Here is a 16,652-nt window from a genome sequence, read left to right as displayed (position 1 = left end):
ATCTAATCTACCAATTCTATTCTAGCAGCAGCTACCTTGTATTCTGGAGTATGAACCTTTACATCTATACCCGGACTGGTCAAAAGATTGGTTAAGGGTTCTAGAAAATGGAAATCCATAAAAATGGTCCCAGGATTTACCCGATTGGTAATGTGAGCTCTGGCTATAACTTCTCCTCTTCGGGTAATTACTTTTATTTTGTCTCTTTCTCTTATTTTTAGTTTTCGAGCGTCTTTGGGATTGATTTCAACCAACTCTTCTGGGAGCCACTCCATAAGTCCTGGTACTCTTCTGGTCATAGAACCACAATTGTAATGGTAAAGCCGGCGGCCGGTAATCAAAACAAAAGGATAATCATAAGTAGGTTCTTCTTCGGGAACCCAGTATTTTGGTAGGGCAAAAGAAGCTTTACCACCTGGTCTCGGGAAACCGTCAGTAAACATCAATTCCGTTCCGGCATGATTTTCATCTGGTACTGGCCAACATAAGCCTTTTTCTTCCAGCCTCGCGTAAGTAAGACCCTGAAAAGTAGGCATGAGTCTCCGCATCTCCTCAAAGATGTCTTCTACTGTCTGATAAGACATTTCATAGCCCAGACGTTTAGAAATTTCAGCAATAATTTGCCAGTCAGTAAGGACGCCCTCTGGAGGATCAACCAGTTTTCTTATACGCTGAACCCTTCTTTCTCCATTGTCCGTGGTACCATCCTTTTCAAACAGACAGGCCACTGGAAAGACTACATGAGCAAAATCTGCTGTTTTGGGCCAGAAAATATCATGAACCACTAAGAGTTCTAATTCTTCAAGGGCTCGATGAACTTTATTGAGGTTACCATGCGTCATGGCTACGTCGTAGCCCACTACATAGAGGGCTTTAAATCTTCCGGCTAGGGCCTCTTGGTACATCATGGTCTCCGTAAGGCCCGGTGCCTCTGGTAAAGGACGCCCCCATATTTCTTCAAATTTCTTTCGGGTTAAGGGATCGTCAAGTTTCTGGTAACCCGGAAGGACATAGGGGAGGCCCCCCATGTCGCAGGCCCCCTGAACATTGTTTTGGCCCCTTAGGGGCATGGCTCCTGTTCCGGGTCTGCCTATATGCCCGCAAAGCAAGGCCAAATCCGCAAGCGCCATGACGGCGTTACTTCCGCTTCGGTGTTCCGTTACTCCCAGGCCCCAAAAAATCAAAGCCCTTTCGGCACGGGCGTATAATCTGGCTATCTGTTCGATGTATTCTCGACGTATCCCGGTGATTCTTTCTACGCGTTCCAGGGGCCATTCAGCAAGGATGTACTGGGCATAAGCTTCAAAATTTTCGGTATGTTGTTCAATAAATTCCCGGTTGTATAACCCTTCTCGAATAATTACGTGTGCGATTCCGTTGGCCAAGGGTACGTTGGTACCCGGACGTAACGGAAGCCAGATGTCGGCTCTGGCGGCTAGTTCCGTTTTACGGGGGTCTACCACCACTAACTTAAGACCCCGTTCGAGGGCCCTCAAAATTTTGGCCCCTACTATCGGATGAGCTTCGGTGGTATTAGCTCCCCAGAGAATGAGAAGCTCTGTGCGTTCTACTTCGTCGAAAGGTCCAGTAGCTGCTCCCGATCCGAAGGTGGCCGCGAGACCCGCGACCGAAGGCCCGTGTCAGACACGGGCTGGGTTATCGACATTATTGGTCCCTATAACGGCACGGGCAAACTTTTGGGCTACAAAAGTCTCCTCATTAGTGGTTCTGGCCGAACATAAAACCCCTATGGCCTGAGGCCCATAGGTTTCTTTTATCTTTTGAAGCCTTTCAGCTACAAAGTCGAAAGCCTCCTCCCAAGATGCTTCTTTAAAGTCTTGAGAACGGGATTCCCGTAAGAGTGGTTTTTTAAGGCGTTCTGGATGGCGATAAAAGACATATCCAAAACGACCTTTTACGCAAAGATCTCCATAATTAGGTGGAATATTCTCTCCGGTAACCTCAAGAATACTTCCATTCTTTACCCGGGCCAAGATATTGCAACCCGTTCCACAGTAGGCGCACACCGTTCTAATTTCTCGAACTTCACCCTTGGCAAAGGGTACCGTCGAGTCCTTTCTTGTTAGAGCCCCAGTGGGACAGGCGTCCACACAGGAACCACAGGAGACGCAGTTTTCTGTAAAAGAGAAATGGATCTCCTCCTCCGGTGTACCCTGGGCGTAGATCTTGAGTTCAAGCCCCTCGTAAAGACAACTTCGTACGCATCGGTAACAACCGATGCACTTATTGGAATCTACCTCGATAAAGGGGTGATCGGAGTCGATCTTATACTTGGCCCTCTTGCGGCCTTTAGTAGCCGCCACGTTTTCGGCTATGAGGACCTCCCTGAAAGTACACTTATGAAATCCGAGGCAGCCGCATTTGAGGCACCGCTCGGCTTCCCGGCGGGCCTGTTCCTCGGTAAGACCGAGCACTACCTCCTCAAACTGCCCTACCCTTTCAGCTACCGGTCGTTCGGAGGGAGTTTCCCTGGGAACCGTTGGAAAATCGCGATAAAAATCTAGATCCATTTCCTCCGGTCGCCGGCCGCGGTTAAAGTCGAACTTGGCACTGACTGTCGAACCCTTCTTCTCAAGGCCCATGAGATAACGGTGGATGTTTTCTGCCGCTCGTCTGCCAGCCGCTACGGCCTGAATCACGGTCTTGGGACCGGAAGCGAAGTCGCCACCGGCCCAGACCCCTTCGAGGTTGGTGGCCTGCGTGCCGGAAGAGACTTTGATCTGGCCCCCAGGAGTAGTAGCCAGCTGGGCCTCGAGTTCACCGAAGTTCTTGAACTCCGGATCGGGCTCTTCACCCCAGGCCCTCACCACGAGATCAAACTCGTGGGTTTCTTCCGAACCCTCTAGGGGTACGATCTTTCGTGCTTTGTTCTGGTCAGGCTCCGAGAGTACAGTGCGGGCGATGAGGACCTTATAGGTGTCGCCCGCTTTTTCTATTTTCAAAGGAAGGGCCATGAGAAAGAGCTTGACCCCTTCCTTTTCGGCCTCGCGGATCTCCCGCTGAGGTGCGGGCATTTCCATTCGAGAGCGAGGATAAAGAAGGGTAACCTCCGCCCCGAGGCGTAGCAGGCTGCGAGCCACATCCACCGCGGTGTAGCCCCCTCCCATAACAAGTACTCGCTTACCAACCTCGGGCCGCTCACCGCTATTTAGCTTATAAAGAATTTCAAGGCCAGAGACCGCTTCCTTTTCTCCCGGAACATCATGAAACCGTTCTTTAGGAGAGCCTATGGCCAGGAAAACAGCCTCGAAACCTTCCTCAAAAAGGTCCTTAAGATTAAAGTCTCGCCCCCAGGCCTTGCCGGTCTTGAGTTCGATCCCGACGGAGAGAATACTTTCGATCTCCTTGCGCAGAACATCTTTTGGGAGCTTGAACTCCGGAATAGCCCAGCGGGGCATGCCGCCCGGCTCCTCCCTGGCCTCGAAGATGGTTACCTCGTGGCCGTTTAGCCGGAGATAATAGGCTGCCGAGAGTCCGGCCGGACCGGCCCCTACCACCGCCACACGTTTGCCGGTGGGGGGCTTGATCTCCGGCTTGAGCTCTCCATGAGCCAGGCCCCAGTCCGCTACGAAGCGCTTGAGATCGTTTATGGCTACCGGCATATCTACTACAGCCCTTCGACAACGCGGTTCGCAGAACCGAGGGCAAACTCGGCCCACCGTTGCCGGAAGAGGAAGACGCTCCTTGATTAAACTCAGGGCCGAGGCGTATTCTCCTCGCGCAATGAAAGAGATGTAGCCTTGTATGTTGAGCCCTCCGGGACAGGGCTGTCCACAGGGGGCCTTACAGTCTCCATAGTGGTTAGCTACCAGACTTTCAAGTTTTTGTTTGCGGACCTTCTTGACCTCTTCCGTGTCCGTAAACACTTTCATGTCAGGCTCAGCCAGTGTAGAACAGGCTCGCACTAACCCCCTACCCTCTACCTCTACTACGCATAGCCCACAGGGCACCGACGGTTCTTCCGCTCCGGGGAGAAAACAGAGGGTAGGTATCTTGATACCTGCCTCCTTAGCGACCTCAAGAATAGTCTGGCCCGCCTTAATCTTTACCTTAGTCTCGTTGATCCACATTTCCATATCGCATCTCCGGAAATAGTGGTCTTATCAAGACACAGAGGCCCCCTCCTCCTGGAAGGGACCCCTTGAAAAGCTCTTTTAATTAGGCTTAAAGTTCAAGCCAAGATTCGGAGAAAATAGTCTTACCTAGAAGCACCCTAGTGGTTTTGTAAATTTCAAGTTCTTTCGGCGAAAGACTCTTGGGATCGGGTTCGTCTCCGTCCATAATGTCGTGCACCAGTTTTACCCAGTCCGGATGTTTACCTTTGGCGATTTCTACCAACTCCTGATCGTAAACGTCTACGATGGCGGAATAAATGTTGTATTTCATAAGCATCATCAGATATACCCGATTGAGATAAGGTCTTAGGTGGGTGGCCACGCCGTTCGAAACGTTCGAAAGTCCCACCGTGCTCTTGGCTCCGGGAGCAATGTCCTGAAGCATAGCCAGGAACTCAAATCCCGCCATCAGCTGATCCGCTCCCAAAGTAATAGGGGTGGCAATAGGATCTACCCAGATCTTCTCGTTAGGAATTCCGGCCTCGTTGAGTTTCATGATGAGGTCCACCGCCATGGCTGCCCGTTCATTGGCGTCCCGCGGCATGCCCTCCGGACCCCAGAGAAGGGCCACCACTTCGCACCCGAGCTCCGCAGCCACCGGAATGAGTTTTTCCATCCGCTCAGGCTGAGCGGAAATGGAGTTCATGAGACACCGGGAAGGATCTTTCGAGGCCTTGAGCCCCGCAATCATGGCTTCAGGGTTAGTGGTATCAAGGGAAATAGGCACGTCTACGGTTTCTTCCACCACCTTTACGATCCAAGGGGCAAGCTCGGCTCCGTCCTTCTTGGCTGGACCGATGTTAAGGTCCAGATAATCGGCCCCCCTTTCAGCTTCCTCCCGAGCCATTTCCTTGATAGGCTCAGGATTCCTTTCCTTCATGGCCGGTCCTACCCTTTTGGACATGATGTTAATACTTTCGGCAATGCAGATTACCTGCTGACTCATGATTTCCCTCCTAAAGATTATTATTTTATATCCCCCTCAAACCCCGGCCTTTCCCCTCCTCAAATTTTAAGCTGCCTTCCATTCTTTTAGAAAGGCCGGAAGGCTGCTTGCTTCTCGAGGACCAATTATGATTTCCCAGTCCGAAAGTTCGTCTTCAAGCTCGCCCTTAATGGAGGCCAGATATCCTGGAATGACCAGTTTACGGTGTTTAACTTTGTCGGCGATTCCGGACTTCTTGACGAACTCCGCGATGGTATCGGCCCCGAACTTTCCGGCCGCCCAGGCCGTAAGCACCGAAAGTCCTTCCGTATCTTTGATGAGAAGCCAAGAGGGTACCCGGCTCCCCTCGATCTCTCCCGAGACGATAAAGTAGGTCAGTGCAAAATTACAGGTGATCAGAACCGGAGAGTTTTCGTCCGGACCATTGATGGGATAGATACCTTCCTGAACTACCAGTGGCTTCTGCGGATCGGTAAAGATGTTCATTCGTTCCACGAAAAGCGGAAAGAGCACGTCCCCCCGGAAATCCGAGAGGATGACCGCCCCGGCGTACTTGGGAATGAGGACCGAAGCTAGCATGGCTTCGGCCAAGAAGTTGTCGGTATAACGGTACGGAAAGGTAATAGATGGGAATCCGAAGGGCTTGAAGCGCTTCTTGATAGCCGCCCGCCGGAGGATGATCTGGTCTTCATATAATTCCCGTACGCTTTTAGCCCCGGTATCAAGCACCAGGTCCTTTAAGCCCATCTTGATGAGTTCCTCGGAGATCCTGGCCGTTTCCGACAGGCTCTCGCCCTTAACCGCAAGGGGCACCTTCTTTTCCTTGGCTAGCTCCCCCATCTCCTTGAAGTTGTCGAGTGTAGCGGCGTAGAGAAGCGGCTTGTGCTCTCCGCAGAGCTCACAGGCCGCCGAAAGGGCCTCTTTATCCCCGCTCATTAGAACCAATACGGCTTCCGGGGCCTCCTCCCGTACCTTTTTCACCAGGTTGACAAAGGCCTCCTTTCCGGCTCCGGTGTCCTCCACGGCCACCATCTGGGGGACAAGCATGACCCCTACCCGTTCCCACCGAAATTTTTTGAAGGCCTCCACCCTACGATCCACCTCGCCGGCGTCCATATCAGTAGCGATACGCACTCCAATGGCAGTAGGATTCTCGAAACGCTTTTCGTGGCGGAAGAGTACGGTCTCGCCGCCGAGTTTGACCTGGTGCTCCCCACTTCCGAGGACTACCGTCCTTATGGGCGGAGCGGAGGCCTCCGCAATCTCCTCCTTCACCGCCGGGTCCACGTGCGGACACTTGTCAATCTCCGCCTGTCCGGCAGCCACCTTCATGGCAAAAGCCAGACAGGTGGGAAACCCACAGTCCCCACAATTGGTCTTGGGAAGTTTTTGCATTATCTGGATACCGGTAAGTCCCATTGCTCTCCTCCCTTACATCAAGGGTTCCATCTCTAGAACCGGGTGTTTGACCTTTTCCACCCATTCCTTGACTTCTTGTTCCGTAGAGGCCACAGTCTCGTCTGCAATCTTGTCGATGAGATCGGGGATCCCCAGCTCTTCGGCCCGCTGCTTGAGCTTGTCTTTAAGTTCTTCTTTGAGCATCTTGGGCATCCAGACCACCCGTTTAAGCCCCCCTTCGGCAATAAGAAATTTCCGAGAGGTGATATAGTGCTTAGAGACCCCCATGAAACCGGGGGTCACCTGACCGCCACCCACCATACCGGCCATGGTAGAAAACTTCATGCCCGAGGGAGTCATGCCAAGATAATCACGGTTTACGATCATGATGCCGTTTACCGAGGGCAACATGGCTGCAATACACTCGAAACATCCGCAGGCCGTCATGGGGTCTACCATGATACTGTAAAGGCTCACCCTTTCTACCTTCCCTCTGGAGGCCTTCTTCACGAACTCGTTTATACCGGAGAACTGTCCTAGCTTCTCGTCAATAACCTCACCTTTTTCAATAGGCTGGTTGGGACCAGTGGGATTGATCTCGTAGCAGGCCTTGCCGTCGAGCCAGTTGTAGGCCCCGCACATACCGATCCGTTCCGGCGTGATTACGCACACGTGGCTGGGTGCAAAGCTTTGACACAGAGTGCAGGAATAGTACACGTCTACGGTCTCGTCAGTCATACCGGCTATCCGTTCGTCACGCCGGGTATAGACCTCCTTGGCCAGCTCCAGGATCTCCTTGACCTTCTCTTCTTCGGTATAGATGGTCACCTGGCACTTGTCCACGATGGCGCCGAACTCTTGGCGCATCTTGGCGTAAAGGATCTCCCCGATGTGCTTGAAGAGGAATCCTTTTTCTACAGCAGCCTTACTGATCCGCAGCCACATGATATTACGTTGCCCTACGTGCATGATACCCTGGGCGTAGTTGATGAGGTGATGGAATTGCCGCTCAAGAATAGCCTCGAAGTCCTCCTGCATGTTAGCTCCAGCTACTTCCACCACTACTGCAAAGGGTAAACGATAGGGAGGTCCTTTTATGCCAAGCTTTTCCACCTCGTTTATTTCAGGGCCTATGACCTCGATCTTTCCGTCTTCCACTTCCTCAAGGGGCTTGGAGATCAGGAGTTCAACTGCCGGAGTCCTTCCACCACCGCACTCCAGATAGAGATCGTCCTTACGGACCCTTTCCCCTTCAAAAGCCGGGGCATAGGCTACCGGGATGTCGAGCTTCACCGTGGTGACCTTGAGCCCTCGGACTTCAATGGCTCGGTCCACGATCTCTTCGTGGGGCACCTTGGAGACCACGTGTTCGTAAGTACACACCCCAAAGGGCTTGATCTCAGGGATGTCCCAGTCGGAGATCACCGGGAAGCCCCAGTTGATGGCCCCGGCTCCATTGGCGTACCATTCGTCGGAAACCGGACCGAAAGTTATGGCGAAGGCAAAGGTTCGGTCTTTGTTATAAAGGAGGTTACCCATGTAGTCTCCGGGTTTGATACCACCAAAGGCCATAGCTACCCGGCAGGCAAAGCCGATAGCGAAGACCACCGAGGTGGTGTCCGGACCGAAGGGAACCAAACGGGTGGGCCAGCCGAGCTGAACCCCAGCCTCTTTAAGCTGTTCGGCCATACGCACCCCGTTGGTGTCTGAATGCATGAAGACGTAGAGGTTCTTTTCCTGGAGCTCCTGGGCGATCTTGACGGCAATTTCTTTGTTCGGCGGAGCGCCGAGAATGGCTGCAAACCCTGGAGCCGTGCCATCCACAAATTCCACTCCACGTTTACGAAAGATCACGTCGTCGGCCGCTCCAAGCCAAATGTTTCCATTAACTGGCTCCTCAGTTTTGGTGTAGAAATTGGGATCCTCCAGATAGCGGATGGCCTCAATGATCTCTTCCGCAAAGAAAGTAGCCATACCGGCATCGAGCGCCGGCCCCAGATAAGGGGTCCAGAGCTCGTCTGTGGGCACCGGAGGCAGCAGGCGCTTGGCCTCTTCCAGAACTTCTCCGCAATCTCCGAGCTTTTTTACCGGATAACCCAACATGGCATAAATGATGGGCAGATAATAGGCCGTGTTCGGGAAAGCGACCTCGGTATCCTTTCCGAATTTCTTCACGGCCTCCTCATATTTTTCTTGGGCCCGTTCCACAATCTTATGAGCCCCACGAATGGCCGCGCTAGCAATGATCTTGGACATAGCTCGCAACCTCCTTTAATTTTCTTGCATAAGAGCGCTTATAATCGTCTTTGTTAGCTCAATGGCTTTGGGATGACGCATGATAAAAAGATCGCCTCCGGCCAGCGCCAAAGCCACCGAGGTAATGGCCTCCATGAGGACGCCGCGAACCTCCTGGTCGCCCAGTATCTCGTCGGTGGGAAGCCCCACTTCTTTGGTCTTCCAGACTTCGCGCCCCACGTTACAGACAAAAGGCACCTGGAGCTTTTCGTCCTGGGCGTAAAGGGCCGCAAGCCTAATACGTTCCATCACCGAGTAGGTGTACTCCAGACCGTAACCTAGGGCTCCGATGGAAGGGTCCATCAGGATCTTGTCGAGTGACACTCCAATATTCTCAAGGAGGATGTTCAACTGCTTGGCTAGGTTCACGTCGATAGGGCTCGTCGCCACTACCGGGAGCCCGTAACCCATGGCCGTGGCCCCCAAGGTACGATGATTGGCCTCCTCCACCGGACCAATGACTGCTCCACGATCTCCAAGGATCTCGGCCACTTCCCTCAAAACCTCCACGTCTTTCTCCGCATGTCCAGCACCCCAGACCACGATGGGCACGTCCACGGCCTTGACGACCTTCTCTACTACTTCCCGGGCATGCTTGGCATCCAAGTCCAGATAGTTGGGGTCTGTACCCATGAGATATACACATACGGCCTCGGCTCCGTAGGTCTCCACGCACTTTTTGGCCCAGGCCGCAGGATCGTCAAAGACGTCCTCGAAATATTTGGCCAGGCTCTCCGGCCAGTTTTCAGGCTTTACGTCTAGGACCTCCATGGCAATGCGAGGCTGGTTTTTCATCTCGCCTTCAAAGAGCTGGAAGGGGAGCACGTTGGTACCACCAACCTTGAAGGCCTTTTCGCCCTTACCGATCTCTACCTCCCGTATGAAAGCCGTACCCGGATCTTTATAGAGATCCTCGGGGAGCCCCGCCGCTCGTTCGGAAAGCGGACGGTACTCACCTATAAAGCCACCAAGTTCCACACCTTCAGGCGGAGGCCCAGCTGGAGCCGCCGGCTTCTCTTCCACCGCCGGCTTCTCTTCCGGCTTAGGTTCTGCAGCCTTGGGTTCTTCTGCAATCGGTTTGGCCTCGGGCTCTTCTTCAGTCGGTTTTTCTTCCGGCTTCTCTTCTTCTGGTTTGACTTCTTTCTTGATCTCCTCTACCGGCTTCTCTTCCACCGCCGGTTTCTCTTCTTCCGCAGGTTTTTCCTCTACCACCGGTTTCTCTTCCACCTTGACCTCTACCTGCGGCACCTCCGCCGGGACCACCTCTCCACCAAGGAGAGCACGCTCAAGCCTGGCCAAACTGTCATGAAGGAGATTGATACCTTCACGCAGGGACTCGATGCTTGAACGCACCGAGGAAAAGACCTCTTTGACGGCCTCTACGGGGATCTCTATCTTAGGCGGCCCTTCGGCCACTTCTTCCTCCTCTTTGGGTGGGGCCACCACTTCAATCTTTTCAGGACGTTCGACTTCTACTGCAATGGCCGGCTTGACCTCAGCCTCAAGCGGTCTCGGATGGAGCCCGGCCCGTTTTACGATCTCAGGGACGGCCTCTTCCCATTCGATGGCCATGATGTGTACGCCGGCCACGCCCGGGATCTCGCGTACCTGTTGAATGATGTCTACCGCAATGTTGATACCTTCCTCCCGTTTGTCCTTGGCCTCTTTCATGCGCTTGAGGATCTCGTCTGGTACGTCCAAGCCCGGCACAAAATACTTCATGTAACGGGCCATACCGAAGGACTTGGGAGGCGTGATCCCGGCCAGGATATAGACCTTCTCCGTGAGCCCTAAATCTCGGGCCATCTCCATAAACTTCTTGAAACGCTCTACGTTGTAGATAATCTGGGTCTGGATGAATTCCGCTCCGGCTTTGACCTTTTTTTCCAGCCGCTTTACCCTGAATTCAAAAGGATCGGCAAAGGGATTCTCCACCGCCCCGATAAAAAATTCTGGCCGGGCACCAGTGAGTTCTTCCCCGCAGAGGAACTTACCCTCGTCCCTCATCTGGCGCACCATGGCCGTAAGTTGGATGGAGTCCAGATCGAAGACCCCTTTGGCCTCGGGATGATTCCCGAACTTCTGGTGGTCACCGGTGATACAAAGGAGATTCTTTACCCCCAGGGCCGCCGCCCCTAGGAGATCGGCCTGGATACCGATCCGGTTCCGGTCGCGGCAAGTCATCTGGATGACCGGCTCTACCCCTTCAGCCATCACCAACACCGCCGAAGCAATGGAGGACATCCGGACAATAGCCGTCTGACAGTCGGTGATGTTGGCCGCGTCCACGTAACCTTTGAGAATCCGGGCCTTCTTTCTTACGACCTCTCCATCAGCACTCTTGGGAGGGCCGATCTCTGCGGTAACGGCGAAGTGCCCTTCGGAAAGAACTTTTTGAAGATGGCTTCTAGGCTCCACCCTTCCCCTCCTTTTCTACCCGTTTTTATCCCATACGCAGGTCTTCTCTTATCCTCTCCCGGGGACCTCCATGTCCGGCCGGACGCCAGTCCTTGGCCGGGAAGAAGTTGAGCAACCGCTCAAGCTCGCCCCGGGAAGAAAGCCTCTCGTAGATCTGGTGCCACACACAGGGGACCTCTGGACGGATCTCACAACGTCCGCCTTGGGACCCCCCGCAGGGTCCATTCAAAAGATTTTTGGCACACCGGGCGATGGGACAGAGGCCACCTGTGATATCCAGGATACAGTCTCCACAACCCCGACATTTTTCTTGCCATTCTCCTAAGGCCGAGTTGGCCCCGTAAAAAGAGGTATCCACGCCCGGATAAACCCGAATCTCAGGATAAAGATCCGCAATCAAATTGACCCCTACCCCACAGGCCAAAGACACCACGGCCTGGTAATCTTTGGCCATCTCTGGAAGCACGGCCAGATACTCTGGATCGCACTGCCGAATGAGCGTGGCCTCTCCGGTCTCAAGCGGCCTTCCGGAAAGCTTTCTGGCCAGCCTCAAGGCCGCAGCTATGGTCTCGACCTCCCGGTCGCCTCCGGCCGAACAAATGGCCACGCAGCCCCGACACCCTAACACCAGCACTTTGTCATAAGGCTCGATAGCCTTTAACACCTTGGGAATGGGTTTTCTTTCTGCAATTATCATTTTTGCCCATCTCCTTTGGACTTAGACTTCAAATTTAAAGCAATCTCGAATAGGGATTTTACTTCGGTCATAAATGTTCCCGAATCCAATCGGGGTACAAAGGCCATTCTGACTCTTTCGCCAGAAAGGCCAATTTCTTCCAAAATTTTCCGGGCTCCTAGGACCCGCTTTTCCGCCCGCACGCTTCCCGAAATATTGTGGCAACTGTCCTTCTCGCAGCCGGCCACCAACACGGCCTCGGCTCCTTCCTCAAAGGTCTTGAGGATATCCGCCACTTCAATGTGGCCGGAGCAGGGGAAACGTTTCATGATCACGTCCGCGGGCAGACCCTTAAAGTCTTCCTCGTCCGAGGTATTGGTGTAATGACAACAGAGGATTCCAATCTTGATATCGGCCATCGCTTACTAAACCCCCCATTTGTAAGTGGCAAATTCGGCCGCGGGATGAAGCTCTATGGCCCGGGCCGGACATTCTTGCACACAAATACCGCAGGCGTGACACTTGGCCGGATCGATAACCGCATAACCTTCGTCTTTGATGCTTGGCGCCCCGAAGGGGCACACCCGCACACAGGTGAGACATACAATGCACTTTTTAGGATTGACCCTGGCCAATCTTCCGGCCTCAAAGAGGGTCTCCTCGCTGGCCAGGCCTTCTTTAAGGGCATAGTCCCTCAGGGCTTTGATAACCTCAGCCGGCTTTACCTCCATGGGGCACACCGGCACACAGCTCTGACACTGAGAGCAGTGCCAAAGGATAGGCGTACCAAAGAGCTTGTCTTTTATCCCTAAGATGGTGGCATGGACAATCACACGAGGATCGAAGTCTTTACGGATGCGCTTTACTGGACAGATTCCCGAGCAAGCCCCACACCGAAAACACTGAGCCAAAGTCTCGGGAAGACTCTTGACCTCGGAAACCCAGTTTTTTTCTACCGTAAGTTCCATCACTTTTTCTCCTTCTTTTTCAGGGTTTCAAGAATGGCCCCGATTTCTTCTTCCGTAGCCCCGGTCTTCTCCCTGAGGACTTCCACCGCCTGGGGACCCTGAGCTATAAGTTCCTTGAGCTCGGCCTCGAAGATTCTCTTCCTTATCTGGGGCACCAGTTTCTTTTCTATCGCCTGGGAGATGTTCTCCGGACTATAGTCTCCCAACTTCTTTATCTCTTTGGCCAGATTACCGTACTGGGCTCGAAATTGCATATTTTTACAGAGATTGCGAGCGGCTTCAAGCCGGAACTTGAGGGTTTCCCAATCCAAGCCCTCGGCCTCGCCCAGAGGGCCCATAGTCTTTATTTTTTCAGTGAATTCAGTCAAAAGCTTTACGAAACGGGGGCCTTCCGCCGCGGAGGCCCAGTCGATAGTAAAACGCTCCCGGTTGATACCCACTGTATCCAAGATTCGCCTTACGGTCTCCGCCATGACTAGAGCTTCGTAATTACCAGACTGGTAATGGCACTCTCCCAAGTGTCACCCGCCTACGAAAACGCCGTCAGCACGAACATAAAAGGCCTCTACTACGAACTGGGGATCCATCCTGCCAGTACACATAATCCGGATGACCCGGTTGTTCGGAGGGTAACTGAACCGGGCCACTCCCGCCGAATCCGCTGCTGCATAACAACACCAGTTGCAAAGAAAACTTAAAATCCTGGGTTCAAATTGCATCCTAACCCCTCCTTAAGCCGCTTCTTTTTCCAATTCAGCCTCTTTGGATTCTTCGGCCTCTGGAAGTCCAAAGGCCTGGATCTGTTCCAGTATGGCTTCGTCGGTAAAGCCGCCCAGAGTAATGGCGAAGACCGGACAGTGTGAACCGCAGACACCACAGCCCTTACAGGCCGCTGCGATCACTTGGGCCTTGCGGCGTTTCTCCTTTTTGACCATCTCAATGGCGTTATAAGGACAAAGGGAAGCGCAGATACCACAACCGATACACTTCTTTTCTTCTACCCGAGAGACGATCGGCGGAACCTCTACGAACCCCTTGGCCAACGGGATTACCGCCTTGCCAGCCGCAGCCTTGGCCTGGGCCAGGGTCTCCTCCAAGGGCTTGGGCCCGTGGGCCAGACCACAGATGTAAACTCCATCTACGGCTACTTCCACCGGACGGAGTTTTACGTGGGCCTCCATGAGGAAACCCTCGTCGGTCATCGGGGTCTTGAGGATCTGAGCGATGGGGTTCTCTTTGTCTGGAGCCACGCCTACCGAAAGCACCACTAGGTCCGCAGGAATCTCGATCTCTTCCCCCAGAAGGGCGTCATAGCCCCGAACCACGATCCCTCGTCCTTTCTTTAGCACTTCGGGCCGCTGAGTAGGCTCATAGCGGAGGAAGATCACCCCCTGGTTGCGGGCTTTGCGGTAAAGTTCCTCATAAAAACCGTAAGTTCGCATATCACGATAGAAGATGAAAACCTCCGTCTCCGGGGAGAGCTCTTTGATACGCAGGGCGTTTTTGACCGCTTGTTGACAACAGAGCTTGCTACAGTGGGGCAACTCCTCCCCCCGCGAACCAGCACACTGGATCATGACTACCCGGCGGGTCTTTCCCAAACCACGCTTGCCGCGCGAAAGCTTCTCCTCAAGTTCAAGCTGCGTGAGTATCTTGCGGTTCTTTCCGTAAAGATATCCACTAGGTTTATGTTCTTTAGCTCCGGTGGCTACCACCACCACTCCGTGGTTTATGACTTTTGAGCCCTCTTTGACCTTAATAGTAGAGGTAAAGTTTCCGACATAACCCGAGATATTTTCCACCGAAGCCGATTTGTAAACTCGAATATTTTCGTGTTTTTCCACCCGTGTGATGAGATCCTTTAGGATCTTCTGCGGGTTCTCGCCTTCAGCAAGAAATTTCACCCGGCGCAAGTGACCTCCAAGCTCAGCCTCCTTTTCAACAAGATGTACCTCATAGCCCTGATCCGCGATGGAAAGGGCGGCTGCCATACCAGCAGCCCCTCCACCGATGACCAGTGCCGAAGGCGTAACCTTGACCTTCTGGAGTTCAAGTGGCTTCAATCTCCGAGCCTTGGCCACCGCCATGCGTACTTGGTCCTTAGCCTTCTGAGTGGCTTTCTCAGGGTCGTCGGCGTGCACCCAGGAACATTGGTCTCGGATGTTGGCCATTTCCACCAAAGCCAGGTTGAGCCCGGCCTCCCGCAGCGTCTCCTGAAATAGGGGTTCATGGGTGCGTGGACTGCAGGCCGCAATCACCAATCGGTTTAGTTTGTGTTCCTTGATTTTCTCCTTGAGTTTTTCAAGAGAGTCCTGAGCGCAGGAATAGAGTACGTTTTCGGCATAGACCACCCCAGGAAGGGACTTGGCGTAGTCTCTTACGGCCTCAACGTCCACCACTCCAGCAATGTTTACCCCACAGTGACACACGAAGACTCCCACCCTCACCGGCATCTCAAGGAGTTCTTGATCCTCGGGCGGGAACTCCTTTTCGACCATGTCCTGGCCCCGGGCCTCAGCTAGCAATTCCGAGACCTTGGCCGCTGCACCGCTGGCCTGCATGACGCTTTCTGGAATGTCCTTAGGTCCATGGAAGGCACCAGCCACATATATGCCGGATTTGGCAGTGAGCGGGTCTTTGACTTCGGTTTTGGCAAAACCGAAGGGATTGAGCTCAATTCCGAACTTTTTGGCCAACTCTTCAGCACCTTCCGGGGCTGAAAGACCTACCGAGAGCACCACCAGATCGAAAAGTTCCCGGTGAACCGTGCCCTCTTCGGTGACATAGTTCAAGGCCAGACGCCCGTCCACCTGTTCTACCTTGGGCACCCTGGCCTTGATCACGCGGAACCCGTATTTGTCTACCGCCCGCTCAAAGGCGGCGTCGAAGCCTTTGCCTTGGGTGCGCACGTCCATGAAAAAGAGAGCGATTTCGGCCTCCGGGGCATGTTCTTTTAGCATGGAGGCCTCTTTCATGGCGTACATACAGCAGACCGAGGAACAGAAAGGACGGCCACAAGAAACGTCCCTTGAGCCTACGCACTGGAGAAAGGCGATCTTTCGGGGATGAGAAAAGTCCGAAGGTCGTATGATTTCGCCTTCCGTGGGGCCGGAAACACACATGAGACGTTCGATTTCAAGACTGGTCATAACGTCGGGATAGATTCCGTAACCATATTTCGTAAGGGCCTCTTCTGGAACGTTCCCGAAGCCCGGACAGAGCACCACCGCTCCAACTTCAAGCTCCCGGATCTCTGGTTCCTGATTGAAGTCGATGGCCTTGGGACCGCAGACGTTAGTGCAGATCATACAAGTTTCGTGGTTGAGCTGGAGACAACGGTCCTCGTCGATGTAATAGGCCGTGGGCACGGCCTGGGGAAAGTCGATGCGAGCCGCCCGAGTAAAATCTAGACGTTCGTTGTATTCGTCCACCGCCTCACGCGGACAGTATTGCATACACTGACCACAAGCCGTGCATTTATCTGGATCGATGTAGCGAGGGCGAATTTTGACCTTTGCTTTAAACTTTCCCGGTTTTCCGGAAAGACTTTCTACCTCCGCCAGAGTGAGGATTTCGATATTGGGAGACCGACCGGCCTCCACCATTTTGGGCGCCAGTATTCAGATACTACAGTCGTTGGTGGGGAAGGTCTTATCCAGCTTGGCCATTACCCCCCCGATGGTGGCCTTTTTCTCCACTAGATAGACGTAATAGCCAAGCTCTGCGAGATCCAAGGCCGTCTGGATCCCGGCGATACCTCCCCCCACCACGAGTACTTTTCCCGATTTCTTGGCCATTAAGAGCCTCCTTCCATG

General features: G+C 53.5%; 10 protein-coding genes and 1 pseudogene. All 11 read right to left on the bottom strand.

All coding sequences use genetic code 11. The annotated features are described in order from the left end of the window. Positions 1 to 2: 2 nt before the first annotated feature. On the bottom strand, positions 3 to 3,518 hold the full coding sequence (fdhF, locus tag TDIS_RS04985) for a formate dehydrogenase subunit alpha (protein ID WP_341833154.1): 3,516 nt from the start codon (positions 3,516 to 3,518) through the stop codon (positions 3 to 5). A gap of 60 nt (positions 3,519 to 3,578) precedes the next feature. Beyond that, positions 3,579 to 4,091 (bottom strand): annotated as a pseudogene (locus TDIS_RS11495) (2Fe-2S iron-sulfur cluster-binding protein); the annotation flags it as partial. A gap of 94 nt (positions 4,092 to 4,185) precedes the next feature. Then, complete coding sequence (locus tag TDIS_RS04980) at positions 4,186 to 5,082, bottom strand: dihydropteroate synthase (RefSeq protein WP_068669956.1); 897 nt, start codon at positions 5,080 to 5,082, stop codon at positions 4,186 to 4,188. A gap of 66 nt (positions 5,083 to 5,148) precedes the next feature. After that, positions 5,149 to 6,501 carry an acetyl-CoA decarbonylase/synthase complex subunit gamma gene (gene acsC / locus TDIS_RS04975; protein WP_068669955.1) on the bottom strand — a complete coding sequence of 451 codons (1,353 nt, stop codon included), beginning with the start codon at positions 6,499 to 6,501 and terminating at the stop codon, positions 5,149 to 5,151. A gap of 12 nt (positions 6,502 to 6,513) precedes the next feature. Next, positions 6,514 to 8,736: an acetyl-CoA decarbonylase/synthase complex subunit alpha/beta gene (acsB, locus tag TDIS_RS04970; protein ID WP_068669953.1), complete on the bottom strand. Its 2,223-nt coding sequence runs from the start codon at positions 8,734 to 8,736 to the stop codon at positions 6,514 to 6,516. A gap of 15 nt (positions 8,737 to 8,751) precedes the next feature. Then, positions 8,752 to 11,193, bottom strand: coding sequence for an acetyl-CoA decarbonylase/synthase complex subunit delta (locus TDIS_RS04965; RefSeq protein ID WP_068669951.1), 2,442 nt, complete (start codon positions 11,191 to 11,193; stop codon positions 8,752 to 8,754). A gap of 25 nt (positions 11,194 to 11,218) precedes the next feature. Continuing rightward, positions 11,219 to 11,890, bottom strand: coding sequence for a methylenetetrahydrofolate reductase C-terminal domain-containing protein (locus tag TDIS_RS04960; RefSeq protein ID WP_068669949.1), 672 nt, complete (start codon positions 11,888 to 11,890; stop codon positions 11,219 to 11,221). Next, complete coding sequence (locus TDIS_RS04955) at positions 11,887 to 12,288, bottom strand: hydrogenase iron-sulfur subunit (protein WP_084270968.1); 402 nt, start codon at positions 12,286 to 12,288, stop codon at positions 11,887 to 11,889. The genes TDIS_RS04960 and TDIS_RS04955 overlap by 4 nt, the downstream gene beginning before the upstream one ends. Positions 12,289 to 12,294: 6 nt before the next feature. Next, complete coding sequence (locus TDIS_RS04950) at positions 12,295 to 12,837, bottom strand: 4Fe-4S binding protein (RefSeq protein ID WP_068669947.1); 543 nt, start codon at positions 12,835 to 12,837, stop codon at positions 12,295 to 12,297. Next, positions 12,837 to 13,556: a hydrogenase iron-sulfur subunit gene (locus TDIS_RS11540; protein ID WP_153303767.1), complete on the bottom strand. Its 720-nt coding sequence runs from the start codon at positions 13,554 to 13,556 to the stop codon at positions 12,837 to 12,839. Before TDIS_RS11540 ends, TDIS_RS04950 begins: the two co-directional genes overlap by 1 nt. Before the next feature lie 12 nt (positions 13,557 to 13,568). Next, positions 13,569 to 16,634 carry a CoB--CoM heterodisulfide reductase iron-sulfur subunit A family protein gene (locus TDIS_RS04935; protein WP_153303766.1) on the bottom strand — a complete coding sequence of 1,022 codons (3,066 nt, stop codon included), beginning with the start codon at positions 16,632 to 16,634 and terminating at the stop codon, positions 13,569 to 13,571. Positions 16,635 to 16,652 lie beyond the last annotated feature (18 nt).

The sequence above is a fragment of the Thermosulfurimonas dismutans genome (assembly GCF_001652585.1).
GTDB classification, from domain to species: Bacteria; Desulfobacterota; Thermodesulfobacteria; order Thermodesulfobacteriales; family Thermodesulfobacteriaceae; genus Thermosulfurimonas; species Thermosulfurimonas dismutans.
This window is presented reverse-complemented; position numbering and strand designations above follow the sequence as displayed.

What these genes read in the sequence shown, in the direction of transcription:
- acsC (WP_068669955.1), bottom strand. Translation starts at nt 6,501, where the DNA reads ATGGGACTTACCGGTATCCAGATAATGCAAAAACTTCCCAAGACCAAT.
- TDIS_RS04955 (WP_084270968.1), bottom strand. Translation starts at nt 12,288, where the DNA reads ATGGCCGATATCAAGATTGGAATCCTCTGTTGTCATTACACCAATACC.
- TDIS_RS04950 (WP_068669947.1), bottom strand. Translation starts at nt 12,837, where the DNA reads ATGGAACTTACGGTAGAAAAAAACTGGGTTTCCGAGGTCAAGAGTCTT.
- acsB (WP_068669953.1), bottom strand. Translation starts at nt 8,736, where the DNA reads ATGTCCAAGATCATTGCTAGCGCGGCCATTCGTGGGGCTCATAAGATT.
- TDIS_RS04960 (WP_068669949.1), bottom strand. Translation starts at nt 11,890, where the DNA reads ATGATAATTGCAGAAAGAAAACCCATTCCCAAGGTGTTAAAGGCTATC.
- TDIS_RS04980 (WP_068669956.1), bottom strand. Translation starts at nt 5,082, where the DNA reads ATGAGTCAGCAGGTAATCTGCATTGCCGAAAGTATTAACATCATGTCC.